The sequence below is a fragment of the Microbacterium hydrocarbonoxydans genome, from assembly GCF_900105205.1.
GTDB lineage: Bacteria > Actinomycetota > Actinomycetes > Actinomycetales > Microbacteriaceae > Microbacterium > Microbacterium hydrocarbonoxydans.
In genome coordinates this window covers 2779967-2805657 of the sequence record NZ_FNSQ01000005.1, presented here as the reverse complement: position 1 = coordinate 2805657, position 25691 = coordinate 2779967, and the positions used below count along the sequence as shown (strand labels likewise).

The window sequence follows — 25691 nt, the reverse complement described above, 5'->3', positions numbered from 1 at the left end:
CAGAACGCCGGACGCGTCGATCCTATCGCGCCGACGGTGCAGGAGAATGAGGAGATGACGGATGCATCGATCGAGCGCGAGACGCTGACCTGGGACGGCTTCGGAGCGGCGACGAGGGACCTCGCCCGCCGGATCCTCGACAGCGGCTTCATGCCGGAGGTCGTGGTGGCCATCGCCCGCGGCGGTCTGCTGCCGGCCGGGGCCATCGCGTACGGCCTCGGCGCGAAGAACTGCGGCGCGATCAACGTCGAGTTCTACACCGGCATCGGCACGGTGCTGGATGCTCCCGAGGTGCTGCCGCCCGAGCTCGACATGGCCTATCTGGACGGCCGTCGGGTGCTGCTCGTCGACGATGTCGCGGACTCAGGGCGCACCCTCGCACTCGCCGTGCAGCTGCTCGAGGACAAGGGCGCCGAGGTGCGCTCCGTCACGATCTACACGAAACCGTCGACCATCATCCAGCCGGATTACGCCTGGAAGGACACCGACCTCTGGATCGACTTCCCGTGGTCGTTCCAGGGCACGGTCCGCGAAGAGGACCTCGGACTGACGCCCACCGCCTGAAGCAGGCTGGATCGCGCGTGCGCGCTCACCCGCGCAGGAGCGCGCGCAGGGTCTGGATGGTGTCGGCCTCCGCCAGGGTCTTGTCGGGGCGGTAGCCCTTCACCCGGGCGAAACGCAGGGCGATACCACCGGGGTAGCGCGGGGAGCGCTGCACACCGTCGATCGCGATCTCGACCACGAAGTGCGGGCGCAGGAAGACCGTGCTCTGGGTGCGCCTCGTCTCGAGGGGCGGGAACTGCTCGGTCTGCCACCGCAGCAGTTCGTCGCTCAGCCCCTTGAAGGTCTTGCCGACCATGACCAGTCCGCCCGGTTCGCCGAACTCCCCGCTCGGGTCGAGCGCTCCGAGGTGCAGGTTCGACAGCCATCCCGCTCGTCGCCCAGACCCCCATTCCGCTGCGAGCACGACCAGATCGAAGGTCAGCACGGGCTTGACCTTCACCCAGGACTTGCCGCGTCGCCCTGCGGCGTACGCAGCATCGACCCCCTTGACGACGACTCCCTCGTGGCCGGCGATCAGTGCCTCGCGCGACAGCCGCTCGGCCGCCTCGGGGTCGTCGGTGACGATGCCGGGCATCCGCCATTCGCCCACTACGCGCTCGAGTTCCGCGAGGCGGGTGGAGAGCGGCTCGTCGAGCAGATCGCGTCCGTCGACGTGCAGGACGTCGAAGAACCAGGGACGCAGCACGAGGTCGCGCGAGACGTCGGCGCCGAACCGCGACATCGTCTCCTGGAACGGGCGAGGCCCTCCGTCTTCGTCGAGGGACAGGGTCTCGCCGTCGAGGATCAGGTCGTGGGCGGGGAGGCCGCGCACGATCTCGACGATCTCGGGCACGCGGTGCGTGATGTCGGCCAGGCTCCGCGTGTACACCCCGACCTCGTCGCCGTGGCGGTGCACCTGGATGCGCGCGCCGTCGAGCTTGTACTCGACCGACGCGCGGCCGGTGATCTCGAGCGCGGCGGTGGGAGTCGCGGCCGTCGAGGCCAGCATCGGCAGCACCGGTCGGCCGACCACGAGCCCGACGTCGTCGAGGTCGGCTTCGGTGCCCGTCAGTGCGAGCACGGCCGTCTCGCCCAGGTCACCGGACAGCATCGCCGCTCGCCTGACCGCAGCCGGAGCGCGACCGGAGGCGCGAGCGATCGCATCCTGCAGCACACCACCGAGGGCGCCGGTGCGGAGTTCGCCGAGCATCGCCCGCGCGAGCAGATCCCACTCGGTGGCCGTGGCGCGGGTGGCCAGCGAGACCAGCGTGGCGGTGCGCGCACCCGCAGAGCCGGAGCCGGATGCCTGGGCGAGCGATCCGAACGCCTGGTCGACATCGTCGATCGACAGTGTCGGAGTGTCGGAGTGCGTGACGTCCAGTGCGCCGATGCCGCGCCATCCGACGCCGAGTCTGCCCTGACGCGGTGTGGCGAGGAGGATCCCCACCACCGTCGGCAGCTCGTCGGCATCCGCGTTCGAGAGGAGCTGCGCGAGTGCCTCGATCTTGGCGAGGCGCGAGGAGGTCGCCGTGACGGCGTCGGCGGTGGAGACGAGCTCCGAGAGCATCATGCGTGCAGTCTGTCACCGGCATCCGACATCGGCGACGCCCTTGCGTCGAGCCGCATCCCGCCGCTAGTGACCGTGCGATCCCTCGCTCAGTGCCCGCGGAACTCCGGTGTCCGCTTCTCCTGGAAAGCGGCGAAGCCCTCGCGGTAGTCGTCGGTGTCGCAGAGCGCCGCCTGCGCAGCGTTCTCGATGTCGAGGGAGTCCCAGAGCGCCAGTCGCTCGTCGCGGATGCGCGCCACCAGCTGCTTGCTCGCGAGGAACGCGGCGGTCGCGCCGCGCGCCGCCTTCGCCGCGGCATCCGTCGTCGCCTGCACGACCTCCTCGTCGGGCAGCGCGCGGGAGAAGAGCCCGGCGGCGACCGCCTCCGCGCCGGTCATCAATCGCCCCGTGTAGATGAGGTCGAGAGTGCGGTGCGCGCCGAGGCGGTCGACGAAGAGCGCGTGCCCTCCCGAGTCGAGAGTGGCGCCGAGAGCGGCGAACGGCGAGCCGATCTTGGCGGATTCCGCGACGTACACCACGTCCGTCGCGATGAGCAGCCCAAGGCCGACGCCCAGGCAGGCGCCGTGCGCCACCGCGAAGGTCGGAGCGGGGAATCGCGACATCCGCTGCAGGAGCGGCGTCACGAGTCCGCCGAGGTAACCCATCACGTCATCGTCGCGGGGGTCGACCGTCGAGATGTCGCGGCCGGCGCAGAAGGCTCGTCCTTCACCGCGCAGCACGAGTGCCCGCACCCCGGCGGCCTCCGCCTCGTCGTAGGCGCGACCGAGGTCTCGCAGCGCCTGTTCGTCGAGGGCGTTCAGTCTCGCGGGGGCGTTGAGCACGACCGTCGCGACGTCGCCGTCGAGCGTGAGATCGATCATCGGATGCTCCTCAGACGTCGTAGTCGACCACGACGCGGTCGCTGGTTGGGTGGGATTGGCAGGTCAGCACGTATCCGCGCTCGAGCTCGTCGGGTTCGAGCGCGTAGTTCTCGGTCATCGTCACGCTGCCCTCGATCACCCGGGCCCTGCACGTGCCGCACACGCCTCCCGCGCACGCGAACGGGGCGTCCGGCCGCACGCGCAGTGCCGCGTTGAGCACCGACTCCCGGGCATCGACAGGGCTCTCCACGGTGGAGGAGACCCCGTCGAGGTTCACCTCGATGCGGATCGTCTTCTCGCCGGCGCGCACGGTCACGGGGCGCGCGGCATGCTTCGGCTCGTCTCCGGTCGTGAAGAGCTCGAACCGCACATGCTCCTTCGGCACGCCGACATCGCCCAGCACCGTGCGACACAGGTCGACCAGCGAGAGGGGGCCGCACAGGAACCATTCGTCCACATCCGCCGGGTCGATCAGCACCCGCAGGATCGTCCGCAGCTTCTCCTCGTCGATCCGACCGGACAGCACCGGGGCGGTGCGCTGCTCGCGGGAGAGCACGTGGTGCAGCGTGAGGCGCGTCGGATACCGGTCCTTCAGATCCGCGAGATCCTCGAGGAACATCACGTCCAGCGTCGAGCGGTTCGTGTAGAGGAGCGTGAAGCGCGAGGTGTCCGACCGCGTGAGGACGGTGTGGGCGAGCGCCATGAGCGGCGTGATCCCCGAACCCGCGGCGATGCCGACGACATGGCGCCGGTCGAGGTCGGACAGTGCGGAGGTGAATGTGCCCTGCGGGCTCATCACGTCGATCTCGAAACCCGGATGCAGTGCGGTCTGCGCCCATGTCGAGAAGAGTCCGCCCTCGTCGCGCTTGACCGCCACGCTCAGTCGGGTGGGAAGGCCCGCAGCGACCTGCGCGGGGCTGCGGTGCTCGGGCGCGCGGCACAGCGAGTACGACCGGCGCACCTCGGTGCCGTCGAGTGTGGTGCGCAGAGCCACGTACTGGCCAGGCAGATGGGCGTAGTCCTCGGCGAGCTCGGCCGGAACCGTGAAGGTCACCTCGACCGAATCCTCGGTGAGCGGGCGCACCTCCTCGACCGCGAGGGTGTGGAATCGGGCGCGCTTCGACGCGGATGACGCGGCGGGGGCTGGCACGGAAGCGGCGCGTCCCGGAGCACCCGTCGTCTTCGCGGGCGTGGCGAACAGCGACATCAGTGCACCTTGAAGTGATCGAAGGGCTCGAGGCAGGCGCGGCATTCGAACAGCGCCTTGCACGAGGTGGATCCGAAGCGCGAGACCTCGCGGGTGTCGAGGGAGCCGCACTGCGGGCAGCGCACGCTGATGCCGAGACGGATCGGCCCGGAAGAGAGCGACGCGCGTCCCGTCGGCGGGGCGATGCCGTACTCGGACAGCTTCCGCTTGCCGGCATCCGACATCCAGTCCGTCGTCCAAGCGGGGGAGAGCACGAGTCGCACGTCGACGTGCGCGTACCCCGCCGCGTTCAGCGCCAGGATGACATCATCGCGGATAGTGTCCATCGCCGGGCATCCGCTGTACGTGGGAGTGATGTCCACCCGCACCGCGTCGCCCTCGACGGAGACGTCACGGAGCACGCCGAGGTCCTCGATCGTGAGCACGGGAACCTCAGGGTCGGGCACCGACGCCGCGATCCGCCAGGCATCGGCAGGAGCGGATCGGCTCACCATGATGCCCCCGGATGCCGTCGTGCGAGGACCTGCATCTCTGCGAGCAGATGACCGAGCGACGTCGAATGCGCACCCCTCCTGCCGCCGGCCGAGGACGCCGCCACGGTGGGCTCGGCCAGCTCCGCCTCCGTGAGGACCGCGTCGACGACGGCGTCGAAGCCGTCGCGGAGCGACGACGGGCGCACGGCTGCAGCGCCGAGGCGGTCGATGAGCGGCTCGTCGCGGAACAGCTCGTCAACGTACGGCCAGACGTCGTCGAGCGCCCGGATCATCCGTCGCCGTGACTCGTCGGTGCCACCGGCGAGCCGCAGCACCCACTGCACGGCGTGGTCGCGGTGGTAGTCGACCTCCTTGAGCGACTTCTCCGCGATCGCGGCGAGGGTCGGCTCCGTGCTCGCCCGCAACGCGGAGTACAGCTCGAACATGAAGGTCGACGCCACGAACTGACGCGCGATCGTCTGTGCGAAGTCGCCGTTGGGCTGCTCGACGATCCAGGAGCTCCGGAACTCCGGCTCGTCGCGGAAGTAGGCGAGGTCGTCTTCGGAGCGGCCGTCGTAGCTGCCCGCGAAGTGGAGCAGCGAACGCGCGTGACCGAGCAGGTCGAGGGCGATGTTGCCGAGGGCCACGTCCTCCTCGAGCTCGGGAGCGCGCGAGATCCATGCGCCGAGCTGCTGGGACAGGATGAGCGCATCGTCACCCAGCCACAGGGCGTACTCGGCGATGTCCGCGGAGGCCGCAGCGGTGCCGGTTCCGGTGAGCTCCTCGCTCAGCCGGAGTTCATCGACGGAGACGTCGCCATGGACATCGCTCACAGGTGCGGCACCCCCTCGGAGGCCGTGTAGTAGACGGCGTGACGGTAGTTCTTGCCCGCCGGACTCTCGAAGTACGCGCCCTTGGCGTCGGGGTCGCTGGTCGTGATGGCATCGGCGGGGACGGCCCAGATCGACACGCCCTCGCCCCGACGGGTGTAGAGGTCGCGGGCGTTGCGGATCGCCATGTCGGCGTCCGGTGCGTGCAGCGAGCCGACGTGTACGTGGCTGAGGCCCCGATTGGCGCGGACGAAGACCTCCCAGAGCGGCCAGGGCTCGCGCTCGTCGGCGCCCGGCGTCGCCATCACGCGGCGACCTCCGTCTTCAGCGCCTGCTTCCGGGCGTACTCGGCGGCCGCCTCGCGCACCCAGGCTCCGTCTTCGTGAGCGGTGCGGCGTCGTTCGAGCCGTTCGGCGTTGCACGGGCCGTTGCCCCGCAGGACCTCGAAGAACTCGTCCCAGTCGATCTCGCCGATGACGTACTGCCCGGTCTCGTCGTCGAATCGGAGGTCGGGGTCGGGGAGCGTGACCCCCAGGATCTCGGCCTGGGGCACGAGCATCCCGACGAAGCGCTGGCGCAGCTCGTCGTTCGAGAAGCGTTTGATCTTCCACTTCATCGACTGCGCGGAGTTCGGGGACTGGTCGTCGGGCGGACCGAACATCGCAAGGCTCGGCCAGTACCAGCGGTCCACCGCATCCTGGGCCATCTTCCTCTGCTCATCGGTGCCCTGCATCAGCGACAGCAGGATCTCGAACCCCTGGCGCTGGTGGAACGACTCCTCCTTGCACACGCGCACCATCGCACGGCCGTATGGGCCGTAGGATGCCCGGCACAGCGGCACCTGGTTGCAGATCGCCGCGCCGTCGACGAGCCATCCGATTGCCCCCATGTCGGCCCAGGTCGGGGTGGGGTAGTTGAAGATCGAGGAGTACTTGGCCTTGCCGCTGATGAGCTGGTCCATCATCTCGTCGCGGGTGATGCCGAGGGTCTGCGCGGCGGAATAGAGGTAGAGCCCGTGACCGGCCTCGTCCTGCACCTTCGCCATCAGGATCGCCTTGCGCTTGAGGCTCGGGGCGCGGGTGATCCAGTTGCCCTCGGGCTGCATGCCGATGATCTCGGAATGGGCGTGCTGCGAGATCTGGCGGACGAGGGTGCGGCGGTAGGCCTCCGGCATCCAGTCGCGCGGTTCGATGCGCTGCTCGTTCGCGATGAGCTCGTCGAAGCGTCGCTCATCGTCCGACACCTCGCTGCCGGCGAGGGAGAGATCTGCGGGGCTGGTCATCATCGACTCCTCGGTTCGCGATCCGTCTTTACTGACCGCTCGTTAGGTAATTCTGACATGACGGTCGACGGCACGCAAGGCGAGCGGGATCTGCGGCGCGTCAGCGCGAGCGGGAGACCAGGTCCAGCAAAGCGCGTCCGTAGGCCTCTGAGGGATCCGGATGCTCGAAGCTCAGCGTCTCCCCGGCGATCTCGACCTCGACCACGAACGCGTCGCTCACGCGCGTCAGCGAGCGGAAGGTGCCGCGCAGCAGCTCGCGCAGCTGATCCTCGAGGGGGAGCCACACCGCGTCGGCGAGGGTGACCGCGTCGAGCGCCCACTCCGTCGTCCCGTTGAAGGCGAGATCGGTGCCGCTCGGCGTCTGACGGGCCTCGATGGTCATCGCGCTGACCGTGAAGACGTCGGCCTCCGCCTCGAGCTCGACGTCGTCGGGAAGATCCAGCTGGAACCGGTCGCCCTCGGCAGGATGCCACCCGAGTCCGGCATCACGCAGGGCCACGGCCAGTTCTCGGGTGATCATCGTTCCACGCTAGACGACGCAGCAGGGTGCGGGGCGATACGGCCCTGTGGACGGATCGGACCCCAGTGTCTGCCACCTCGGGCAGAGTGGGGGCATGACTTCTCCCGCCCCCGCCGATACACGCAGTGCCGCACTGGCAGCGCTGCGGGAACTCGTCGGTCGATCCGACGCCGATTTCCACGACGGTCAGTACGAGGCGATCGAAGCGCTCGTCGAACGCCGACGCCGCGCGCTGGTCGTGCAGCGCACCGGCTGGGGAAAGTCCGCCGTCTACTTCGTCGCCACACTGCTGCTGCGTCGACAGGGAGCAGGACCGACGGTGCTCGTCTCGCCGCTGCTGGCGCTGATGCGGGATCAGATCGCCGCCGCGGAGCGCGCAGGTGTGCGGGCCGTCGCGATCAACTCGACCAACGCGCACGAGTGGACCGAGGTGCTCGGGCGGCTCGACCGCGACGAGGTCGACGTGCTGCTCGTCTCGCCGGAGCGTCTGAACAATCCCGCCTTCCGGGAGCAGCAGCTGCCGGCTCTCGTCCGTCGGCTCGGCATGCTCGTGGTCGACGAGGCGCACTGCATCAGCGACTGGGGTCATGACTTCCGTCCCGACTACCGCCGACTCCGCGACCTCATCGACCAGATGCCGGCCGAGGTGCCGGTGCTCGCGACCACGGCGACGGCGAACAGCAGGGTGGTCGCGGACGTCGCCGAGCAGCTCGGCAGCGGTGCGGTCGATCGCGGGAGCGAGCAGGCAGAGGTGCTCACGATCCGCGGGCCTCTGGCTCGGACCTCGCTGCGCCTCGGCGTCCTGCGGCTGCGCGATTCGGCGAGCCGTCTGGCCTGGCTGCTCAGCCATATCGACGACCTGCCGGGCTCCGGCATCATCTACACGCTCACCGTCGCAGCGGCCGTCGACACGGCTCGACTGCTGCGCGAGCACGGGCACGAGGTCCGCGCCTACACGGGCCAGACCGACACGGACGAGCGCACGGAGAGCGAGGGGATGCTCAAGCGCAACGAGGTCAAGGCGCTCGTGGCGACGAGCGCGCTGGGGATGGGCTTCGACAAACCCGACCTCGGCTTCGTCCTGCACCTGGGTGCGCCCTCCTCGCCGGTGGCCTACTACCAGCAGGTGGGTCGTGCCGGTCGTGCGAGCGAGAGCGCCGATGTGCTCCTGCTGCCGGGGGTCGAGGACCGCGACATCTGGCACTACTTCGCGACCGCGTCCATGCCCGATCGTGAGCGCGCCGAGCGTGTCATCGCCGCTCTCGGGCCGGAGCCGATCTCGACGCCGGCGCTCGAGGCGATGGTCGACATCCGGCGCACCCCGCTCGAGCTCCTGCTGAAGGTGCTCGATGTCGACGGCGCGGTCCGCCGCGTGCAGGGCGGGTGGGTCTCGACCGGAGAGCCCTGGACCTATGACGCCGAGCGCTATGAGCGCATCGCTGCCGAACGCCGCGCCGAGCAGCAACACATGATCGATTACGAGCAGACCGACGGATGCCGGATGGAGTTCCTGCAGCGCACGCTGGATGACGACACGGCGGCCCCGTGCGGCCGGTGCGACAACTGCGCTGGGGTCTGGTTCCCGAGCGAGGTGGGGGCTTCCGCCACGACTCAGGCGGCGGCCTCCCTCGACCGCGTGGGTGTTCCGATCGAGCCGCGCAAGGCCTGGCCGACCGGCGCGGACCGGCTCGACGTCCCGGTCAAGGGTCGCATCCCGGCCGGCGAGCAGGCCGGCGAGGGCCGAGCGCTCGCCCGGCTCACCGACCTCGGATGGGGCGGAACCCTGCGTGAGCTCTTCGCAGCGGGCGCGCCCGACGCGGCCGTCTCGCCGCAGGTGCTCGCCGGCTGCGTGCGGGTGCTCGCCGACTGGGGATGGCAGCAGCGTCCGGTCGCGGTGATCGCGATGCCCTCGCGGTCGCATCCGCTGCTCGTCGACTCCCTCGCCAGGGGCATCGCCGAGATCGGACGACTGCCGTATCTCGGCGCGCTCGACCTCGTGAACGGCGGACCGACCGGTCAGCCGGGAGGCAACAGCGTGTTCCGTCTGGCCGGGCTGTGGGACAGGTTCAGCGCCGCACACCTCGACGTGCCCGCAGGGGCCGTGCTGCTGGTCGACGATCTGGCCGACAGCCGCTGGACGCTCACGGTCGCCGCGCGAACGCTCCGCGAGGCCGGCGCCACCGAGGTGCTCCCGTTCGCCCTCGCCCTGCGCGGCTGACGACGGCGCCCGGCTGAATCGTCACAGCTTCGGGGGCGGGGTGGCCTCCCGCGCCAGCATTCTCCGAGCTGCAGAGGCGAGCAGTGGGACGTCGGATCGAGCCGTCGTCATGACGATGGCGTGCGTCGAATCGAAGTAGCGGTGGGCGAGGTAGTCGCGCATGCCGGCGATCTCTGTCCACGGGATCTCCGGTTCCGTCGCGACCGCAGCCTCGCCGAGGTCCTTCACAGCTTCGCCGATCTCGATGAGCCGCGCTCGAATCGCATCGAAGACGATCTCGTCGTCGCTGTCGACTCGTTGCTCGTAGCGAGCGATCGCTTCGCAGGCGCGAACGATGTCGCGGAGCCGTTCGGACAGACGTCTGCTCACAGGGTGATGGCTTCGCGCTCGACACTCTCTGCGACCGCCGGTTTGAGGCCGTCGAAAGGTACGAGATCGACCGTTCGTCCGAGTATCCGCTCGGCCTCGTGCCTCATCCGCAGCAGATCGAACACGCCCACCGTCGGTGCGACGTCCACGGCCAGATCGATATCACTGGTCTCGGAGTCCTCGCCGCGTGCCACGCTGCCGAACAGGCGGATGCGCTGTGCCCCGAGCGGGACGAGGGTGCGTCGCAACTCGCTCGATCGAGCGATCACCCTGGCGCGCTCGCTCTCCTCATCCACAGGTCGCGAAGCGACCTCGATGACGAGACCCGCGGCCGAGATCAGTCTGTCGACCGCATCGAAGGACGGCTCACGCCGTCCGGTCTCATACTCGCTGATCACACTCTGAGGGGTGTTCGCAAGTCTCGCCAGAGTCGACTGCGTCAGCCCGCTCTGGCGACGGGCGTGACGGATCAGTTCGGCGGCACGACTCATGGTCCGATGATATCGCGAATAAGCGATATAGCACATCCGCGATATCGCTCAGCGCAGGTCGTACACCCGCTGGTACTTCCCCTCGCTGCGCGGGAGCGCCCCCGGCTCCTCGACGCGCACGTCGACGCTCGTGCCGATGTGCATCTTGATGCGATGAGTGAGGACGGCGGCCGCGGCATCGCACTCCTCGGCGCTCAACGACGGATGCCGTTCGATGCGCACCGTGAGCGTGTCGAGCTGCGCGACGTGGTGCAGCTCGAGCACGAAGTGCGGAGTCAGCGTCTCGATCCCCATCACGAGCTCCTCGATCTGCGTCGGGAACAGGTTCACACCGCGCAGGATGATCATGTCGTCGTTGCGCCCGGTGATCTTCTCCATGCGCCGCAGCGCCGGATACGTCGTCCCCGGCAGCAGGCGCGTGAGATCTCGCGTGCGATAGCGGATGACGGGGAACGCCTCCTTGGTGAGCGAGGTGAACACGAGCTCGCCGAGCTCGCCGTCCGGCAGCCGGTCGCCCGTGTCGGCGTCGATGACCTCAGGAAGGAAATGGTCCTCCCAGATGTGCGGTCCGTCCTTGGTCAGCACGCTCTCGCTGGCGACGCCGGGTCCCATCACCTCGCTGAGCCCGTAGATGTCCACCGCGTCGATGGCGAGCCGCCGTTCGATCTCGCGTCGCATCTCATTCGTCCACGGCTCGGCGCCCAGCACGGCGACTCGCAGGGAGGTGGTCGTCGGGTCGATCCCGGCAGCCTCCAACGCGTCCGCGATCGTGAGCAGGTAGCTCGGCGTGCAGAGGATCGCATCGGGGCGGAAGTCGGTGATGAGCTGCGCCTGGCGAGCCGTCTGGCCTCCGGAGACCGGGATGACCGTCGCGCCCAGGCGCTCGATCCCCGCGTGGGCCCCGAGACCGCCGGTGAACAGCCCGTAGCCGTAGGCATTGTGGACCTTCATTCCCGCGCGGATGCCCGCGGCGTGCAGCGACCGCGCGACGAGGTCGCTCCAGCGCCCCAAGTCGCCCTCGGTGTACCCCACCACGGTGGGGCGCCCGGTCGTCCCCGAGGACGCGTGGATGCGCCGCACATCGGCCATCGGCACCGCGAACATGCCGAACGGGTAAGTGTCGCGCAGGTCGGCCTTGGTCGTGAACGGCAACCGCTGCACGTCGTCGAGGGTGCGGATGTCGTCGGGACGAACACCGCGCTCGTCGAAGGTCCGCCTGTAGAGCGGCACGTTCTCGTAGGCGTGGTGTACGGTCCACTGCAGTCGCTGCAGCTGCAGTCGCCCGAGCGCATCGGGGGAGTGCAGCTCGGTCTCGACGCCGATCTCGGCGTGGATTCCCTTCATCGTCGACTCCTTCGTCGTGGTGGATCAGGCAGAGGTCAGCGGGGATGCGGTCGGTTCGTCGTGAGCGAGCGCCCGCGCACCTCCGCGACCACGTCGCCCGACTCGTCCGTCACCGTGACGTCGTAGAGGCCGTTGCGACCGCTGACCACACGACGGATCGCTCGTGCAGTGAGGCGCTGACCGACCGTCGTGGACTTCAGGAAGGCGATGTCGGCGCCGCCGGCGACGGTGACCCGCTCGTCCTCGTTGCAGGCGATCGCGAAGGCCGTGTCCGCCAGGGTGAACACGAGGCCGCCGTGTGTGATCGCGAAGCCGTTGAGCATGTCCTCGCGCACGGTCATCGAGACGACGGCCTCGCCGGGGGCATCGTGCTCGACCGTCATCCCGAGCATCGTCGAGGCCGCGTCGCGCTGCATCATCGGCCTCATGCGGGCACTGCCTCTGGCGTCGGCTCCTTGTTCACCAGAGTGAGCACGTCGTAGGTCGCGACGACCTCATCGCCCTGGTTGCGGATCACGGCATCCCAGCGCACCTCGCCGTACTCGTCGGTCTCGCGCGGCGTGATCTGCTTGGCGGTGAGCTCGACGCGGATCGTGTCGCCGGGGGAGACCGGCGTCAGGAACCTCAGGTTCTCGAGCCCGTAGTTCGCCAGCACCGGGCCGGGCTCCGGGTCGACGAAGAGGCCGGCAGCCCAGGACACGAGCAGATATCCGTGGGCGACGCGTCCGGGGAAGAACGGGTTCGCTGCCGCGGCATCCTCGTCCATGTGGGCGTAGAACGTGTCGCCGGTGAATCGCGCGAACGTCTCGATGTCGTCGAGCGTGACCTCGCGGGACACGGACACGATCTGGTCGCCGATCCGCAGCTCGGCGAGGGATTTGCGGAACGGATGCCGCCCGCCGGACTGCGATGCCGCCCCTGCGTGCCATACGCCGGTCAGCGCCGTGAGCATCTCCGGCGAGCCCTGCACCGCGGTGCGCTGCATGTGGTGCAGCACGGCCCGGATGCCGCCGAGCTCCTCGCCGCCGCCCGCGCGCCCCGGCCCACCGTGCACGAGGTTGGGGAGCGGCGATCCGTGCCCGGTCGAGGACCGGGCGTCGTCGCGGTCGAGCAGCAGCATGCGGCCGTTGAACGGGGCGATGCGGGTGGCGAGCTCGACGGCCTGGAGCGGATCGTGCGTGGCGATGCTGGTCACGAGCGAACCTCCTCCGCGTGCGACCAGTGCGGCGGCCTCGTCGATGCTCGTGTAGGTGACCAGAGACGAGACAGGACCGAAGGCCTCGATCGAGTGCACCGCGTCGGCCTGCGCGTCATCGAAGCGCAGGAGCACGGGAGAGACGAAGGCGCCGTCGGGGGACGGTCCTGTGCTGCCGTCGATCCGGCGCACCTCGGGAGCGTCCGTCGTGCCGACGACGATGCGTCCGCCGGCATCCTGCAGCCGGCCCACCTGGCGCAGTACCTCGTCGCGCTGAGTGGTCGATGCGAGAGGCCCCATCGTGACCCCCTCCGCACGGGGGTCCCCGAGCACGGTCTTCGTCGTGATGCGCGCCTGGACGGCGGCGATCACCGCATCCGCCGTGTTCTCGGGCACGATCGCACGGCGGATCGCCGTGCACTTCTGCCCTGCCTTCGTCGTCATCTCCGTGACGAGCTGGCGGACGTAGGCGTCGAACTCCGGCGTGCCCTCGACCGCGTCCGTGCCGAGCACCGAGGCGTTGATGGAATCGGTCTCCGCGGTGAACCGCACCCCGCCGGTCTGCACGACGGCATGCGCCTTCAGGCTCTCCGCCGTCGATGCGCTGCCGGTGAAGCCGACGATGTCGCCCAGGCGCAGGTTCTCGAACAGGTCGGGCACGCTGCCGCTGACAAGCTGCAGCGATCCCTCGGGGAGCAGCCCCGACTCGACCAGGATGCGCACCATCGCCTCGGCGACGTAGCCGGTGGGCGTCGCGGGCTTCACGAGAGTCGGCATGCCCGCGAGGAAGGCGGGGGCGAGCTTCTCGAGCGAGCCCCAGACGGGGAAGTTGAAGGCGTTGATCTGCACAGCGATGCCGGGCAGCGTCGTGTAGACGTGGCGGCCGAGGAACGAGCCGTCCTTCGACAGCGGCTCGACCGGGCCGTCGACGTGCACCCGGCTGTTCGGCAGCTCGCGCCGGCCCTTGCCCGAGTACGAGAAGAGGACGCCGATGCCGCCGTCGATGTCGACCCACGAGTCGGAGGTGGTCGCGCCCGTGCGCGCCGACAGTGCGTAGAGCTCGTCCTTGCGGGCGGTGAGCGCGAGGGCGAACTGCTTGAGGAGCACGGCGCGCTGGTGGAAGGTGAGCGCGGCCAAACTGCGGTGCCCCACGGTGCGACCGTACTCGAGCGCGCCGGCGAGGTCGAGGCCGTCGGTGGAGACCCGCGTGATCACCTCGCCGGTGGATGCGTCACGGACCTCGGATGCTCGAGCGTCGGACGACGGGGTCCACCACTCGCCCTGCACATAGCTCGCCAGATACTCGGTCATCTCTCCTCGTTCCATACGTAGAAACCTTCGCCGCTCTTGCGGCCGAGCCTGCCCTCCGCGACCATTCGCCGCAGCAGCGGCGGCGGGGCGAAGCGCTCCCCGAGCGTGCGCTCCAGCTCCTCAGCGATACCCAGCCGCACATCGAGCCCCACCACGTCGGTCGTGCGCAGCGGACCCGTCGGATGCCGGTACCCCAGGGTCATCGCCGCATCGATGTCCTCGGCCGAGGCGACGCCCTCCTCGAGCATGCGGATCGCCTCGAGACCGAGCATCACCCCGAGGCGGGACGACGCGAAGCCGGGGGAGTCCCGCACGACGATCGGAGTCTTGCCGAGAGCGCGCACCCAGTCCTGTGCACGGGCGGTGGTGTCGGCACCGGTCGAGGACCCGTGCACGATCTCGACCAGCGCCGACGCCGGCACCGGATTGAAGAAGTGCAGACCGAGGAAGCGGTCAGGGAGCACACGGGCGGCGGCGAGGTCGTCGATGGAGATCGAGGAGGTATTGCTCGCCAGGACCGCTGTCGGGTCCATCGCGGCCTCGGCACGTCCGAGTGCCTCCTCCTTGAGCTGCCGGTCCTCCGGCACGGCCTCCACCACGAGGGCGGCGTCGGAGAACCCGGCGATGTCGATGCCGGTGGTGAGCCGATCGGCGATCCGGTTCGCATCGAGCGACGGGTCGCGTTCGACGGAACGACGGATGCTCTCCTCGATGCGGTGTCTGGCGGCGTCTGCGCTCGCTGCATCGCGTTCGACGACGATGACCTTCGAACCCGCCAGGAGGAATGCGTGGGCGATGCCCGCGCCCATGCGGCCGCCGCCGAGGATCCCGACCGTCTCGGGACCGGTCGTCTGGGGACTCATCGGCTCTTCCTCTCGAGGAATGCGGTCATGCGACGGTGCTTCTCCGGCGAGTCGAAGAGCTCCGCCTGCAGTTCGAGCTCGACGGCGGGGTGCTGGGCCCTGGGCGTCCGCAGTGCGCGTTTGGTCTGCTGGGTGGCTAACGGGTCGTTCGCGGCGATGCGGTCGGCGATGCCGTGCGCTGCGGCCAGCAGCTCGTCGGCCGGATGCAGGGACGACACGAGGCCCCACTGCAGCGCCTCCTCCGCGTCGAGCGACCGGCCGGTGAGCAGCAGTTCGCTCGCCCTGGCCTCGCCGACGATCTCGGGCAGCCGCCAGGTCGCACCGGCGGCGGCGATGATGCCGAGTCCCGTCTCGGGGTTCCCGATGCGCAGCGAGGACGTGGCGATGCGGATGTCGGCGGCGTAGGCGAGCTCCGCTCCGCCGCCCAGCGCGTACCCGTCGATCGCCGCGATCACGGGCATGGGCAGTTCGTGGATGCGGATGAAAGCCATCGCGTTGATGCCCTTCCTGGCATCCTCCGCCGTGCGCTCGCGGAGCTGCGCGATGTCTGCGCCCGCCGCGAAGACGCCGGCGGATCCGGTGAGGATCAGCGTGCGAGGTGTCGCCTCGAGCGCCGCGCAGAGCTCGTGCAGCGCATCGATGGTCTCCTGGTCGATCGCGTTGCGCTTCTCGGGGCGATCCAGCGTGGCGGTGACGCGATCGCCGCGTTCCTCGATGCGGAGGGTCACGCGAGACGCTCCACGATCATCGCGGTGCCCTGCCCGACCCCGACGCACATGGTCGCGAGACCGTAGCGCGCACCCTCGCGCTCGAGCCGCCCGAGCAGTGTGACGATCAGCCTCGATCCGCTGGAGCCCAGCGGGTGCCCGAGGGCGATCGCCCCGCCGTCGGCGTTGACAATCGCGGGATCGAGTCCCAGGCGTCGGATGCAGGCGAGGGATTGCGACGCGAACGCCTCGTTCAGCTCGACCGCGCCGAGATCGGCGACCTCCAGTCCTGCCTTCGCGAGGGCCTTCTGCGTGGCGGGGACGGGGCCCAGCCCCATGATCTCTGGCGCGAGCGCGGCGGTCGCGGAGGCGACGATCCGGGCTCGAGGGCGAAGGCCGTGGCGCCGGACAGCCTCGGCGCTCGCGACGACGATCGCCGAGGCGCCGTCGTTCAGGGAGCTGGAGTTGCCGGCGGTGACGATGTCGCCCCCGGCGACCACCGGGCGCAGCGCCCGCAACGCCTCGCTGGTGGTGTCGCGTCGCGGCCCCTCGTCCGTGTCGACGATCCCACGCGGCGTCGGCACGCCGACGATCTCGGGGGCGAATCGACCGGCGTCGATCGCGGCGATGGCACGCAGATGGCTCGTCAGCGCGAACTCGTCGGCATCCGCTCGGCTGATGCCGTCGAGGCGCGCGACCTCCTCTGCGGTCTCCGGCATCGAGAACGTGGCCTTGTCGCGTGCAGCCAGCCGTGGATTCGTGAAGCGCCAGCCGATGGAGGTGTCGAATGCGGCACCGGGCTTCGCCCAGGCGCGGTCGGGCTTGGCCTGCACCCACGGGGCGCGGGTCATCGACTCGACTCCGCCGGCGACGACGAGGTCGGCATCGCCGCTGCGCACTGCGGACGACGCGAGGGCGATCGCCGACATCCCCGAGGCGCAGAGGCGGTTCACGGTGAGCCCTGGCACCGAATCGGGGAGTCCTGCGAGCAGCACCGCCATCCGGGCGACGTTGCGGTTGTCCTCACCCGCCTGGTTCGCGGCACCGAGGACGACCTCGTCGATCGCGTCGGAGGGGATGCCGGAGCGGCGGACGGTCTCGCCCACCACGAGAGCGGCGAGATCGTCTGGACGCACGGAGGCGAGAGCGCCGCCATAACGCCCGACGGGGGTGCGGACGCCATCGACGAGATAGGCCTCGGACATCGTCATCCTCTCGATCGCCCACGCTGGCGGTATTTTCAGACCGATCGGTCAGGAATACGATCTCAGATCGGCGGATGAATGGCAACTCGCCGCGGGGTGACAGACTTGGCCCCATGGCGCACCCCGGATCAGAGGCGTCGGCCCCCAGGCGCGGCCGGCCCGGTTACGACCGCGAGCAGGTGCTCGCGGTCGCGGTGAAGGTCTTCAACGAACAGGGGTACGACGCGACGAGCGTCGCTGATCTCAGTGCGACGCTGGGGCTCACGAAGTCCGCGCTGTACCACCACTTCGAGTCGAAGTCGGCGATCCTCGAGCTCGCGCTGAGCGACGCCCTCGACGCCCTCGAGGCCGTGGTGGACGAGGCGACGGCCCGGCATCCGCTCGCCTCAGACCGCCTGCGGTCGATCATCCGCGGCGCGGTCCGCGTGCTCACCGAGAAGCTTCCCTCCGTCACCCTGCTGCTGCGGGTCAGAGGCAACGGCGACGTCGAGTCGGCTGCTCTGGTGCGCCGTCGCGCCTTCGATCAGAGGGTGACGGCGATCGTGGCGGAGGCGCAGTCGGAGGGGCTCATCCGTGGCGATGTCGACGCCGCGGTCGCGACGAGGCTCATCTTCGGCATGATCAACTCCGTCGTCGAGTGGTATCGCCCGGGGGGACCGGTCGATCCAGACGAGCTCGGGGAGGACATCCTCCGGGTGACGCTCGACGGGCTGCAGTCGCGCTGACTCTCAGTCCTCGGCGGGCGCGACGCGCGGCGGCCATGTCGTGGCACCGAGCTCCCGCGAGATGTTGCGCGCGGTCTCGCGGAGGGCGTTGAGCACCGCGTCGGGTGCGGGGCCCTGCGATGTCGGCATCACGACGGCGACGGCCGCGACGATGTCGTTCGAGGCATCCGACACGGGCGCCGCGATCGACGATTCCCCGAGCACCGCCTCGTCGACCTCCGAGGCGCTGCCGCGCTCGGCGATCGACGGCAGCTCGAGGGTGAGTCGGGCGACATCCGTGATGGTGTCGCCGGTGAGGCTGCGCAGCGGCTGCTCGAAGACCGTCCGCTGGAAGCCGAGGTCGTGGGCGAGCAGCACCTTGCCCAGTGCTGACGCGTGGGCGGGGATCGCGACCCCGGTCTCGAGCATCTGCTGGCTGTCGTCGGGTCGCAGGTCGTGGTGGATCACCAGTACCTCATGGAAGTGCGGGGCACCCAGGCGCACGGCGAGGTCGGTCCGCCGCGCGAGCTCCTGTGTCCATCGCATCGCCCGCGCCCTCACGTCGAGCGTGTCGAGGTAGACGTTGCTGAGCCGGAGCAGGGTCGGGCCGAGCATGTATCGCTGTCCCCCGCGTTCCTTGGCCACCAGACCGTGCGCGCGGAGCGACTTCACGATCCCGTGCACGGTCGACGGCGGCAGGCTCAGTGCCAGCGCGAGATCCGTGATGCCGAGGTGGCGGGCTCCCTGCAGCAGCTCGAGCACTTTGGCGGCACGATCGATGGCCTGGATCATCGGCGCCTCCTCCCTCCGGCTCGTCGGTGAACCGGATCCTCGTGGCGGTCGTCAGGTCGACCTTGACAACTCGATCGCACCCGAGCATATTCGACATTGACGAATAACTTTCCGATATTGCGAAAGATCGCCGCCGTAGAGATCAAGGGAGATCGAACGATGAAGAAGCTCATCAACAACCCCGCCGACGTGCTTGTAGAGTCGCTGCGGGGCGTCGCACTCGCGCATCCCGAGCTGTCCGTCGACCTGGACAACCACGTGATCACGCGCGCGACGCCGAAGGCGCAGGGCAAGGTCGCGGTGGTCTCCGGAGGGGGATCCGGTCACGAACCCCTGCACGGCGGCTACGTCGGCGTCGGCATGCTCGACGCCGCCGTCGCCGGTGAGGTCTTCACCTCGCCCACTCCGGATCGCGTGCAGGTCGCGACGAAGGCCGTCGATCGTGGTGCGGGGGTCCTCCACATCGTCAAGAACTACACCGGCGACGTGCTGAACTTCGAGATGGCCGCAGAGCTCGCCGCTATGGAGGGCATCGAGGTCGGCACCGTGATCGTCGACGACGACGTCGCCGTGCAGGACTCGCTGTACACCGCAGGCCGCCGTGGAGTCGGCCTCACGGTGCTGCTCGAGAAGCTGGTGGGCGCAGCCGCGGAGGAGGGGCAGGACCTCGCCGCGGTGGTCGAACTGGCGAAGCGGATCAACGGCCAGGGGCGCTCGATGGGCATGGCGCTCACGAGCTGCACCGTGCCTGCGGCGGGGAAGCCCACCTTCGACCTCCCGGACGACCAGATGGAGATCGGCATCGGCATTCACGGCGAGCCCGGTCGGCACCGTGAGCCGCTCGCGCCCGCGGCGGACATCGCCCGCCAGCTCGTCGAGCCGATCCTCGCCGACCTCGACGTCGCCGGACCCGCGATCGTGATGCTCAACGGCATGGGCGGATCGCCGCTGATCGAGCTCTACCTGATGTACGGCGAGGTCGCGGCGCTGCTGGAGAAGGCGGGCGTGCAGATCGCGCGCAACCTGGTGGGCGACTACATCACCTCGCTCGACATGGCCGGGTGCTCACTGACGGTGCTGAAGGCCGACGATGAGCTCCTGCGACTGTGGGATGCTCCGGTGAACACGCCTGGTCTGCGGTGGGGCGCGTGATGGCGGCGCTCGACACGGCTGCAGTCGCGGACTGGATCCGCCGGTTCCGCGACGTGATCGCGGAGAAGCGCGACTGGCTCACAGAGCTCGACTCGGCGATCGGCGACGCGGACCACGGGGCGAACATGGCACGCGGGATGGATGCCGTCGTGGCGAAGCTCGACGTCGGCGTCCCCGGCACGGTCGATGAGCTGCTGAAGACGGTCGGGATGACCCTCGTGAGCTCGGTCGGCGGCGCGAGCGGACCGCTCTACGGCACGCTGTTCCTTCGGATGGGGATGACGGCAGGGCCGGTCGCAGAACTCGACGGCGCAGGACTCGCCGCGGCGCTGCGGGCGGGTCTGGAGGGCATCGTCGCGCGGGGCAAGGCGGAAGCGGGGGACAAGACGATGTTCGACGCGATGGCGCCGGCCGTCGACGCGTTCGATGCCGCCCTCGCCGGCGGCTCCGATGTCGGGGCGGCCTCGGCGGCTGCTGCGGAGGCGGCAGCTGCGGGTCGTGATGCGACGGAGCCGCTCGTCGCCCGCAAGGGGCGCGCGAGCTACCTCGGTGAGCGCAGCGCTGGTCACCTCGATCCCGGTGCTGCATCGACCACGCTGCTGTTCGAGACACTCGCCGCGGCGTCGGCGGACTGACGCCGATGATCGGCATCGTCGCCGTCTCCCACAGCGCACGACTCGGGGAGGCGGCAGTGGAGCTTGCCCTGCAGATGGTGCAGGGCGGGGGAGTCCACGTGCGGGTGGCTGCGGGTGCGGGAACGGATGCCGACGGCACCCCCATCCTCGGAACGGACGCCGTCGCGGTGGCATCGGCGATCGACGAGCTGGCCGACGAGTGCGACGGAGTGCTGGTGCTGATGGACCTCGGCTCCGCCGTGCTGAGCGCCGAGCTCGCGCTGGAGCTGCGCATGAGCGATGTCCCTGTTCGGCTCGCCCCCGCTCCCTTCGTCGAGGGGCTGCTCGCCGCGGTCGTCTCTGCGGGAGCGGGCGGAACCCTCGACGACGTCGCCCGAGAGGCCATGGCAGCGCTCGGGGCGAAGACCGGGCATCTCGACGAGTCCGGTGCTCCGGATGCTGCGGCTCCCGAGGCGCCGCCTGAGCCGCTGGCCGCCGGTGCGCACCGTCGCGTCGTGACCGTTCGCAATCCCCTCGGCATCCACGCGCGGCCGGCAGCGCTCATCGCCGAAGCGTCGAGCGGAGCCGAGGTGCGACTGCGGAAACTTCCCGACGGCCCTGAGGCGGCGGCGGCGAGCCTCTCGCGGCTGCTCATCCTCGGGGCGAGGCAGGGCGACGAGATCGAGCTGTCGGCATCGGGGGCGGATGCGGAGGCGGCCCTCGACCGGCTGGCCACGCTGTTCGCCGACGGATTCGGCGAGGGGGATGCGCCTGCCGTGCCGACCGAGCGTGCGGTCGACGAGTCGCAGAAGCCCGTGCCCAATGTGTCGGCCGCTCCCCTCCCTGCCGGCACCGTGCTGCACGGGCGCGGTGTCAGTGCGGGACGTGTGGCCGCGACAGCGGTGCTGCTCGCCGCAGCGCTGCCGGAACCGGACCCCGACGTGGTGATCGACCCGGCCGACCGGGCGGGCGAGGTCTCCGCGATCGAGTGGGCGGCGGTGGCGGTCGCCGACCAGCTGCGCTCTCGCACGGCGCAGGCCACGGGTGACGCGCGGGCGATCCTGGACGCCTCCCGCCTGCTCGCCTCTGATCCCGAGCTCGTCGCCGATGCGTCGGCCCTCGTGCGCTCGAAAGGGCGCAGCGCGGCACGCGCGGTCTGGGAGACCGCCGTGGCGCATGAGCGGTCGCTGCGGGCGCTCGGCGGGCGGATGGCCGAGCGGACGGCGGACATCCGTGACGTCAGAGACCGCCTGATCGCCGAGATCCTCGAGGTCGACCTGCCGGGAGTCCCCGAGCGCGACGAGCCGTTCGTGCTGGTGGCGACCGATCTCGCACCCGCCGACACGGCAGCCCTCGGCGGCGGGAACTGCGTGGCGCTGGTGACCGAGCAGGGCGGGCCCACCTCTCACACGGCGATCATCGCGCGCTCCCTCGGCATCCCCGCGGTGGTCGGAGCGGACCGGGCGACGGGCATCGCGGCAGGGACCGTGGTCCTCGTCGACGGCGACCGGGGAACCGTGGAGGTCGAGCCGGATGCGGGGCGGGTCGAGGCGGCGCGTGCCGCCGCGGTCGTGGTCCCGTTCGACGGGGAGGGGAGATTGGCCGACGGCACACCGGTGGCCCTGCTGGCGAACGTCGGCGGTGCCGCGGATGCCGCGACCGCTGCCGACGCCCGAGCCGAGGGCATCGGGCTGTTCCGCACGGAGTTCTGCTTCCTCGACAGGGTCGACGCGCCCTCCGTCGACGAGCAGGTCGAGGCGTACCGCGGTGTCCTCGCGGCCTTCCCCGGTCGCAGGGTCGTGGTGCGCACACTCGACGCGGGGAGCGACAAGCCGCTGCCGTTCGCGAACGCGGACGACGAGGACAACCCGGCACTCGGCGTCCGCGGGCTCCGCGTCGCGCGGCGCTCTCCCGGACTGCTCGACGACCAGCTGCGTGCGCTCGCGCTCGCCGCCGAGGCGGAGTCCGCCCTGGTGGAGGTCATGGCACCGATGGTGGCGACGGTCGAGGAGGCGCGCGTCTTCGCCGATCAGGCGAGGGCAGCGGGTCTCGAACGCGTCGGCGTCATGATCGAGACGCCGTCCGCGGCGCTGCTCGCGTCCGAGATGCTCGAGGTCGTGGACTTCGTGAGCGTGGGCACCAACGACCTCGCGCAGTACACGCTCGCCGCGGATCGCCTGCTCGGCGAGCTGGGCGAGCTGAACGATCCGTGGCAGCCGGCGGTGCTGCGTCTGATCGGTGCGGCGGGTGCCGCTGGGCGCGTCTGGAGCCTGCCCGTGGGCGTCTGCGGTGAGGCGGCGGCCGATCCGGCTCTCGCGCCCGTCCTGATCGGCTTGGGTGTCTCGTCGCTGTCGATGACGCCCCGAGCGCTCGGACGGGTCGCCGCCGCGCTGGCCGAGGTGACGGCGGAGCAGTGCCTGACGGCGGCAGAGGCCGTGCTGAAAGCGGCGACCGCTGCGGAGGCGCGGTCTGCTGCGGCTGAGGTGCTCGGGTCCGAGAGCGTCAGCGGGCCGGTCGCGTGAACGACCGGCCCGCTGTCCGGATGTGTCGGAGACCGCTCAGGCGTGCAGGTCGACGCCCTTCGTCTCCTTGACCATCGACACTCCGATGAGGGAGATGATCGCAGCGACCGCGATGTAGACGCCGATGGTCCAGGCCGCCTGGAACTGGTTCATCAGAGTCTCGGCGATCATCGGCGCGAATGCTCCACCGAGGATCGCCCCGAGGGCATAGCCGATCGAGACACCCGAGTACCGGACGTTGGCGGGGAACATCTCGGCGTAGAGGGCTGCCTGCGGGCCGTAGGAGAGACCGAGCGCGAACGTCATGACGAACAGGGCCACGAAGTACCAGAGGATGTTCGCCGTGTCGATCAGGAACCACATCGGCACCGCCCAGACCGCGAGCGCAATGTAGCCGATCTGGAACGTGCGGACCCGCCCGAGGCGATCGGAGAGGTGACCGCCCCAGAGCGTGAACACGAGCCACCCGAAGGACGCGAGTGTCGTTGCCAGAAGCACGGGAGGGCGTTCCATGCCGAGCGCGGTGACGGCGTATGTGGCGAAGAACGCGATGAGCAGGTAGCCGGCGGCGTTGTTGCCGATGAAGATGAGCGCGGTGAGCACGACCTGCTTGGTGTTCTTGCGGAACAGGCGGCCGAGCGGTGCCGAGGCCTCCTGACGGCGACGGCGGAGGTCTTCGAAGACGGGACTCTCGTCGACCGCGCGCCTGATCACGTAGCCGACGGCGATCAGAACGATGGACATCAGGAACGGGATCCGCCAGCCCCACTCGAGGAACGCCTCCGGCGACATCGAGCTCGTCAGGATCCACAGGGTGGCCGTCGCGAGGATCATGCCGATCGGAACTCCGATCTGCGGGAAGGCGCCGAAGAGCCCGCGACGGTTCGTCGGCGCATGCTCGACGGCCATCAGCGCGGCGCCGCCCCATTCACCACCGGCAGAGAACCCCTGCAGGATCCGGAGCACGATGAGCAGGATGGGCGCGGCGACGCCGATCGCCGCGTATGTGGGGAGCACTCCGATGAGCGAGGTCGAGAGCCCCATCATCACGAGAGTGAACACCAGCATCTTCTTGCGCCCCAGCTTGTCGCCGAGGTGTCCCGCGATGATGGCGCCGAGGGGGCGGAAGAGGAACGAGATTCCGATCGTGGCGAAGGACAGCACCTGCGCGAATCCCTTGTTCTCCTCGGCGATCGGAGCGAGGAACAGGGGAGCGAGGACGAGGCCGGCGGCCTGTGCGTAGATGAAGAAGTCGTACCACTCGATCGAGGTGCCCACGAGAGTGCTGGCGAGGACTCGCCGTTCCTCGGCGGGCATCCGGGCGGTCGAGGTGCGAGGGGATACTGCTGACGTCATGCGAACTCCATCGTTCTGCAGTCGGGGGAAGAGCGACACCGCGTCGCCCCTGGACTACTTACCGAATGATCGGTCAGTAAAGGCCGATGGTAGCGCACCGCCGCCGATCGACTCCAGTGCCGAGGCGGCCTCAGACCCGACCGAACGCTCGCAGCGGATGCTCGATGAGCTCAGTGACCCGGCGGAGGAAGCTCGCGGCGTACCCGCCGTCGCACACCCGGTGGTCGAACACGAGCGAGAGCTGGGCGATGCGCCGCGGCACCACCTGGCCGTCGACGACCCACGCCCGCTCGATGATCCGCCCGATGCCGAGGATCGCGACGTCGGGGTGGTTGATGATCGCCGCCGACCCGTCGACGCCGAGACCGCCGTAGTTGTTGAGGGTGAAGGTCGAACCGCGCAGGCGCTCCGGCGGCATCGTTCCCGCCCTGGCGGTCGCGCTCAGCTCACGCAGAGCGGTGTCGAGCTGCAGGATGCTCAGCTCGTGAGCCCGCGGGATCACGGGGACCATGAGTCCCCGTGAGGTGTCGGCGGCGATGCCGAGATTGACCCCGTCGAACGAGAGCAGCTCCGCGGCGTCGTCGCTCAGGCGGGACGCCAGTACGGGGTGCTCCTCGAGCGCGAGCAGTACGAAGCGAGCGATCACGGCCGTCACCGAGGGGGCGGAGCCGCCCGCCGGAGCCATCTGCGTCCGGAGGTTCCAGAGCTCGGTAGCGTCGACATCGACCCAGACGGTCGCCTCGGGGATCTCCGAGCGGCTGCGGGTCAGCTTCGCGCTCACCGTGCGGCGCAGGGGCGACATCCGCTCGCGCGCGACGACAGCCAATCCGTCGACACGGGCGTCGGCTGCACTGGCGATGGGGTGAGCGAGGGGCCGGTCCACAGCGGCGTCGACGGCGGCGGCCAGGACGTCGGCACGCGTGACGGCGCCGTCGTGCCCGGTCGGCGTAAGGGCGTGCACGTCGACGCCGAGGTCGCGCGCCAGGCGCCGCACGAGCGGGGAGCGGACGGCGACACGTCGCCGTCCGTCGTTCGGCTCCACGTCACCGGGGGAGTGGTCGGCGGGAGACTGCGCGGCTGCGGTGTGCGAGGACCCGGTCGAGGGACCTGCCGGAGCTGCCACAGCTGCCGCAGCCCTCCCGGCGCGGGTGCGGCGACGGCCCGTGGTCGAGCGCTCCGAGGTGCCGTAGCCGATCAGGACGTTGCCTGATCCGGCGCGCTCCTCCTCGCGGTACGCCTCGTGCTCGACGGCATCCGCTTGCGCAGCACCCCGAGCGCTGCCTGATGCGCCGCCGGGCGCAGCTTCCGAAGCGTCACCGGGGGCGTCAGCGACCTCGAGCACGGGGGCGCCGACATCGATTGTCTCGCCGGGCTCGCCGTGCAGCGCCGTCACGACCCCTGCGAACGGGGAGGGAAGTTCCACCACGCTCTTGGCGGTCTCGACCTCGGCGATCGCCTGATCGGTGACGATCGTGTCGCCGACGGCCACGAGCCACTGCACGAGCCCCGCCTCGGTCAGGCCTTCGCCGAGGTCCGGCAGCCGGAACACCCTGCCGGTCAGCGCGG

The 25691-nt window shown here is 70.0% G+C and carries 25 protein-coding genes; 6 read left to right on the top strand and 19 right to left on the bottom strand.

Going from position 1 to position 25691, the window contains the following annotated elements:
* Positions 1–54 precede the first annotated feature (54 nt).
* Positions 55–564, top strand: a complete 510-nt coding sequence (locus BLW44_RS13855; RefSeq protein ID WP_060927765.1) for a phosphoribosyltransferase — start codon at positions 55–57, stop codon at positions 562–564.
* A gap of 25 nt (positions 565–589) precedes the next feature.
* On the opposite strand, the gene BLW44_RS13850 is transcribed toward BLW44_RS13855, so the two are convergent.
* From BLW44_RS13850 to BLW44_RS13815, 8 genes are all read right to left on the bottom strand, one after another.
* Complete coding sequence (locus tag BLW44_RS13850; protein WP_060927766.1) at positions 590–2113, bottom strand: ATP-dependent DNA ligase; 1524 nt, start codon at positions 2111–2113, stop codon at positions 590–592.
* 86 nt (positions 2114–2199) lie between these two features.
* Complete coding sequence (locus tag BLW44_RS13845; RefSeq protein ID WP_060927767.1) at positions 2200–2970, bottom strand: enoyl-CoA hydratase/isomerase family protein; 771 nt, start codon at positions 2968–2970, stop codon at positions 2200–2202.
* Between the two features lie 10 nt (positions 2971–2980).
* Positions 2981–4177 carry a 1,2-phenylacetyl-CoA epoxidase subunit PaaE gene (gene paaE / locus BLW44_RS13840; protein ID WP_082724589.1) on the bottom strand — a complete coding sequence of 399 codons (1197 nt, stop codon included), beginning with the start codon at positions 4175–4177 and terminating at the stop codon, positions 2981–2983.
* Positions 4177–4671, bottom strand: a complete 495-nt coding sequence (gene paaD / locus BLW44_RS13835; protein ID WP_060927768.1) for a 1,2-phenylacetyl-CoA epoxidase subunit PaaD — start codon at positions 4669–4671, stop codon at positions 4177–4179. The genes paaE and paaD overlap by 1 nt, the downstream gene beginning before the upstream one ends.
* The gene (gene paaC / locus BLW44_RS13830) at positions 4665–5483 is read right to left on the bottom strand and encodes a 1,2-phenylacetyl-CoA epoxidase subunit PaaC (protein WP_060927769.1); all 819 of its coding nucleotides are present in this window, start codon (positions 5481–5483) and stop codon (positions 4665–4667) included. The genes paaD and paaC overlap by 7 nt, the downstream gene beginning before the upstream one ends.
* The gene (paaB, locus tag BLW44_RS13825) at positions 5480–5785 is read right to left on the bottom strand and encodes a 1,2-phenylacetyl-CoA epoxidase subunit PaaB (RefSeq protein WP_056308954.1); all 306 of its coding nucleotides are present in this window, start codon (positions 5783–5785) and stop codon (positions 5480–5482) included. Before paaB ends, paaC begins: the two co-directional genes overlap by 4 nt.
* Positions 5785–6762 (bottom strand): 1,2-phenylacetyl-CoA epoxidase subunit PaaA, encoded by a 978-nt coding sequence (gene paaA / locus BLW44_RS13820; RefSeq protein WP_060927793.1) that lies wholly within the window; start codon positions 6760–6762, stop codon positions 5785–5787. The genes paaB and paaA overlap by 1 nt, the downstream gene beginning before the upstream one ends.
* 100 nt (positions 6763–6862) lie before the next feature.
* Positions 6863–7282 (bottom strand): hypothetical protein, encoded by a 420-nt coding sequence (locus BLW44_RS13815; protein WP_060927770.1) that lies wholly within the window; start codon positions 7280–7282, stop codon positions 6863–6865.
* A 94-nt stretch (positions 7283–7376) separates the two neighbouring features.
* Between BLW44_RS13815 and BLW44_RS13810 the strand changes: the two genes are divergently transcribed.
* Positions 7377–9500 carry a RecQ family ATP-dependent DNA helicase gene (locus BLW44_RS13810; RefSeq protein WP_060927771.1) on the top strand — a complete coding sequence of 708 codons (2124 nt, stop codon included), beginning with the start codon at positions 7377–7379 and terminating at the stop codon, positions 9498–9500.
* Between the two features lie 21 nt (positions 9501–9521).
* Here BLW44_RS13810 and BLW44_RS13805 read toward each other — a convergent pair whose 3' ends face one another.
* Genes BLW44_RS13805 through BLW44_RS13770 form a run of 8 tightly spaced genes read right to left on the bottom strand, consistent with a single transcriptional unit; the run spans position 9522 to position 16985 of the window.
* Positions 9522–9869, bottom strand: a complete 348-nt coding sequence (locus BLW44_RS13805) for a HepT-like ribonuclease domain-containing protein (protein WP_060927772.1) — start codon at positions 9867–9869, stop codon at positions 9522–9524.
* Complete coding sequence (locus BLW44_RS13800) at positions 9866–10360, bottom strand: nucleotidyltransferase domain-containing protein (protein ID WP_060927773.1); 495 nt, start codon at positions 10358–10360, stop codon at positions 9866–9868. Before BLW44_RS13800 ends, BLW44_RS13805 begins: the two co-directional genes overlap by 4 nt.
* A 48-nt stretch (positions 10361–10408) precedes the next feature.
* Positions 10409–11704, bottom strand: a complete 1296-nt coding sequence (gene paaK / locus BLW44_RS13795) for a phenylacetate--CoA ligase PaaK (RefSeq protein WP_060927774.1) — start codon at positions 11702–11704, stop codon at positions 10409–10411.
* Positions 11705–11739: 35 nt separating this feature from the next.
* Positions 11740–12123, bottom strand: a complete 384-nt coding sequence (paaI, locus tag BLW44_RS13790; RefSeq protein WP_060927775.1) for a hydroxyphenylacetyl-CoA thioesterase PaaI — start codon at positions 12121–12123, stop codon at positions 11740–11742.
* Positions 12124–12128: 5 nt separating this feature from the next.
* A complete protein-coding gene (paaZ, locus tag BLW44_RS13785) occupies positions 12129–14210 on the bottom strand; it encodes a phenylacetic acid degradation bifunctional protein PaaZ (RefSeq protein WP_082724591.1) in 2082 nt (693 codons plus the stop codon).
* A complete protein-coding gene (locus BLW44_RS13780; protein ID WP_060927777.1) occupies positions 14207–15073 on the bottom strand; it encodes a 3-hydroxyacyl-CoA dehydrogenase family protein in 867 nt (288 codons plus the stop codon). The genes paaZ and BLW44_RS13780 overlap by 4 nt, the downstream gene beginning before the upstream one ends.
* Entirely contained in the window at positions 15070–15801 is a 732-nt protein-coding gene (locus tag BLW44_RS13775; RefSeq protein WP_060927778.1) for an enoyl-CoA hydratase/isomerase family protein, read from the bottom strand. Before BLW44_RS13775 ends, BLW44_RS13780 begins: the two co-directional genes overlap by 4 nt.
* The gene (locus tag BLW44_RS13770; RefSeq protein ID WP_060927794.1) at positions 15798–16985 is read right to left on the bottom strand and encodes a thiolase family protein; all 1188 of its coding nucleotides are present in this window, start codon (positions 16983–16985) and stop codon (positions 15798–15800) included. The genes BLW44_RS13775 and BLW44_RS13770 overlap by 4 nt, the downstream gene beginning before the upstream one ends.
* 113 nt (positions 16986–17098) lie before the next feature.
* Here BLW44_RS13770 and BLW44_RS13765 point away from each other — a divergent pair, with 113 nt between their 5' ends.
* Complete coding sequence (locus BLW44_RS13765) at positions 17099–17710, top strand: TetR/AcrR family transcriptional regulator (protein WP_060927779.1); 612 nt, start codon at positions 17099–17101, stop codon at positions 17708–17710.
* A 3-nt stretch (positions 17711–17713) separates the two neighbouring features.
* On the opposite strand, the gene BLW44_RS13760 is transcribed toward BLW44_RS13765, so the two are convergent.
* Positions 17714–18481 (bottom strand): IclR family transcriptional regulator, encoded by a 768-nt coding sequence (locus BLW44_RS13760; RefSeq protein WP_060927780.1) that lies wholly within the window; start codon positions 18479–18481, stop codon positions 17714–17716.
* A gap of 159 nt (positions 18482–18640) precedes the next feature.
* On the opposite strand from BLW44_RS13760, the gene dhaK reads away from it, so the two are divergent.
* Genes dhaK through ptsP form a run of 3 tightly spaced genes read left to right on the top strand, consistent with a single transcriptional unit; the run spans position 18641 to position 22769 of the window.
* Entirely contained in the window at positions 18641–19633 is a 993-nt protein-coding gene (gene dhaK / locus BLW44_RS13755; RefSeq protein ID WP_060927781.1) for a dihydroxyacetone kinase subunit DhaK, read from the top strand.
* A complete protein-coding gene (gene dhaL, locus BLW44_RS13750; RefSeq protein WP_060927795.1) occupies positions 19633–20268 on the top strand; it encodes a dihydroxyacetone kinase subunit DhaL in 636 nt (211 codons plus the stop codon). Before dhaK ends, dhaL begins: the two co-directional genes overlap by 1 nt.
* Positions 20269–20273: 5 nt before the next feature.
* On the top strand, positions 20274–22769 hold the full coding sequence (gene ptsP, locus BLW44_RS13735) for a phosphoenolpyruvate--protein phosphotransferase (protein ID WP_082724592.1): 2496 nt from the start codon (positions 20274–20276) through the stop codon (positions 22767–22769).
* 36 nt (positions 22770–22805) lie between these two features.
* On the opposite strand, the gene BLW44_RS13730 is transcribed toward ptsP, so the two are convergent.
* Entirely contained in the window at positions 22806–24125 is a 1320-nt protein-coding gene (locus BLW44_RS13730; protein ID WP_060927782.1) for an MFS transporter, read from the bottom strand.
* Positions 24126–24255: 130 nt separating this feature from the next.
* Positions 24256–25686: a dihydrolipoamide acetyltransferase family protein gene (locus tag BLW44_RS13725; protein WP_060927797.1), complete on the bottom strand. Its 1431-nt coding sequence runs from the start codon at positions 25684–25686 to the stop codon at positions 24256–24258.
* Positions 25687–25691: the final 5 nt, after the last annotated feature.

What these genes read in the sequence shown, in the direction of transcription:
- BLW44_RS13810 (WP_060927771.1), top strand. Translation starts at nt 7,377, where the DNA reads ATGACTTCTCCCGCCCCCGCCGATACACGCAGTGCCGCACTGGCAGCG.
- BLW44_RS13800 (WP_060927773.1), bottom strand. Translation starts at nt 10,360, where the DNA reads ATGAGTCGTGCCGCCGAACTGATCCGTCACGCCCGTCGCCAGAGCGGG.
- paaI (WP_060927775.1), bottom strand. Translation starts at nt 12,123, where the DNA reads ATGATGCAGCGCGACGCGGCCTCGACGATGCTCGGGATGACGGTCGAG.
- BLW44_RS13765 (WP_060927779.1), top strand. Translation starts at nt 17,099, where the DNA reads ATGGCGCACCCCGGATCAGAGGCGTCGGCCCCCAGGCGCGGCCGGCCC.
- BLW44_RS13845 (WP_060927767.1), bottom strand. Translation starts at nt 2,970, where the DNA reads ATGATCGATCTCACGCTCGACGGCGACGTCGCGACGGTCGTGCTCAAC.
- paaE (WP_082724589.1), bottom strand. Translation starts at nt 4,177, where the DNA reads ATGTCGCTGTTCGCCACGCCCGCGAAGACGACGGGTGCTCCGGGACGC.
- BLW44_RS13855 (WP_060927765.1), top strand. Translation starts at nt 55, where the DNA reads ATGACGGATGCATCGATCGAGCGCGAGACGCTGACCTGGGACGGCTTC.
- BLW44_RS13815 (WP_060927770.1), bottom strand. Translation starts at nt 7,282, where the DNA reads ATGATCACCCGAGAACTGGCCGTGGCCCTGCGTGATGCCGGACTCGGG.
- BLW44_RS13780 (WP_060927777.1), bottom strand. Translation starts at nt 15,073, where the DNA reads ATGAGTCCCCAGACGACCGGTCCCGAGACGGTCGGGATCCTCGGCGGC.
- BLW44_RS13730 (WP_060927782.1), bottom strand. Translation starts at nt 24,125, where the DNA reads ATGACGTCAGCAGTATCCCCTCGCACCTCGACCGCCCGGATGCCCGCC.
- BLW44_RS13770 (WP_060927794.1), bottom strand. Translation starts at nt 16,985, where the DNA reads ATGTCCGAGGCCTATCTCGTCGATGGCGTCCGCACCCCCGTCGGGCGT.
- paaD (WP_060927768.1), bottom strand. Translation starts at nt 4,671, where the DNA reads ATGGTGAGCCGATCCGCTCCTGCCGATGCCTGGCGGATCGCGGCGTCG.
- paaK (WP_060927774.1), bottom strand. Translation starts at nt 11,704, where the DNA reads ATGAAGGGAATCCACGCCGAGATCGGCGTCGAGACCGAGCTGCACTCC.
- ptsP (WP_082724592.1), top strand. Translation starts at nt 20,274, where the DNA reads ATGATCGGCATCGTCGCCGTCTCCCACAGCGCACGACTCGGGGAGGCG.
- dhaL (WP_060927795.1), top strand. Translation starts at nt 19,633, where the DNA reads ATGGCGGCGCTCGACACGGCTGCAGTCGCGGACTGGATCCGCCGGTTC.
- paaZ (WP_082724591.1), bottom strand. Translation starts at nt 14,210, where the DNA reads ATGACCGAGTATCTGGCGAGCTATGTGCAGGGCGAGTGGTGGACCCCG.
- BLW44_RS13760 (WP_060927780.1), bottom strand. Translation starts at nt 18,481, where the DNA reads ATGATCCAGGCCATCGATCGTGCCGCCAAAGTGCTCGAGCTGCTGCAG.
- BLW44_RS13850 (WP_060927766.1), bottom strand. Translation starts at nt 2,113, where the DNA reads ATGATGCTCTCGGAGCTCGTCTCCACCGCCGACGCCGTCACGGCGACC.
- paaA (WP_060927793.1), bottom strand. Translation starts at nt 6,762, where the DNA reads ATGACCAGCCCCGCAGATCTCTCCCTCGCCGGCAGCGAGGTGTCGGAC.
- paaB (WP_056308954.1), bottom strand. Translation starts at nt 5,785, where the DNA reads ATGGCGACGCCGGGCGCCGACGAGCGCGAGCCCTGGCCGCTCTGGGAG.
- dhaK (WP_060927781.1), top strand. Translation starts at nt 18,641, where the DNA reads ATGAAGAAGCTCATCAACAACCCCGCCGACGTGCTTGTAGAGTCGCTG.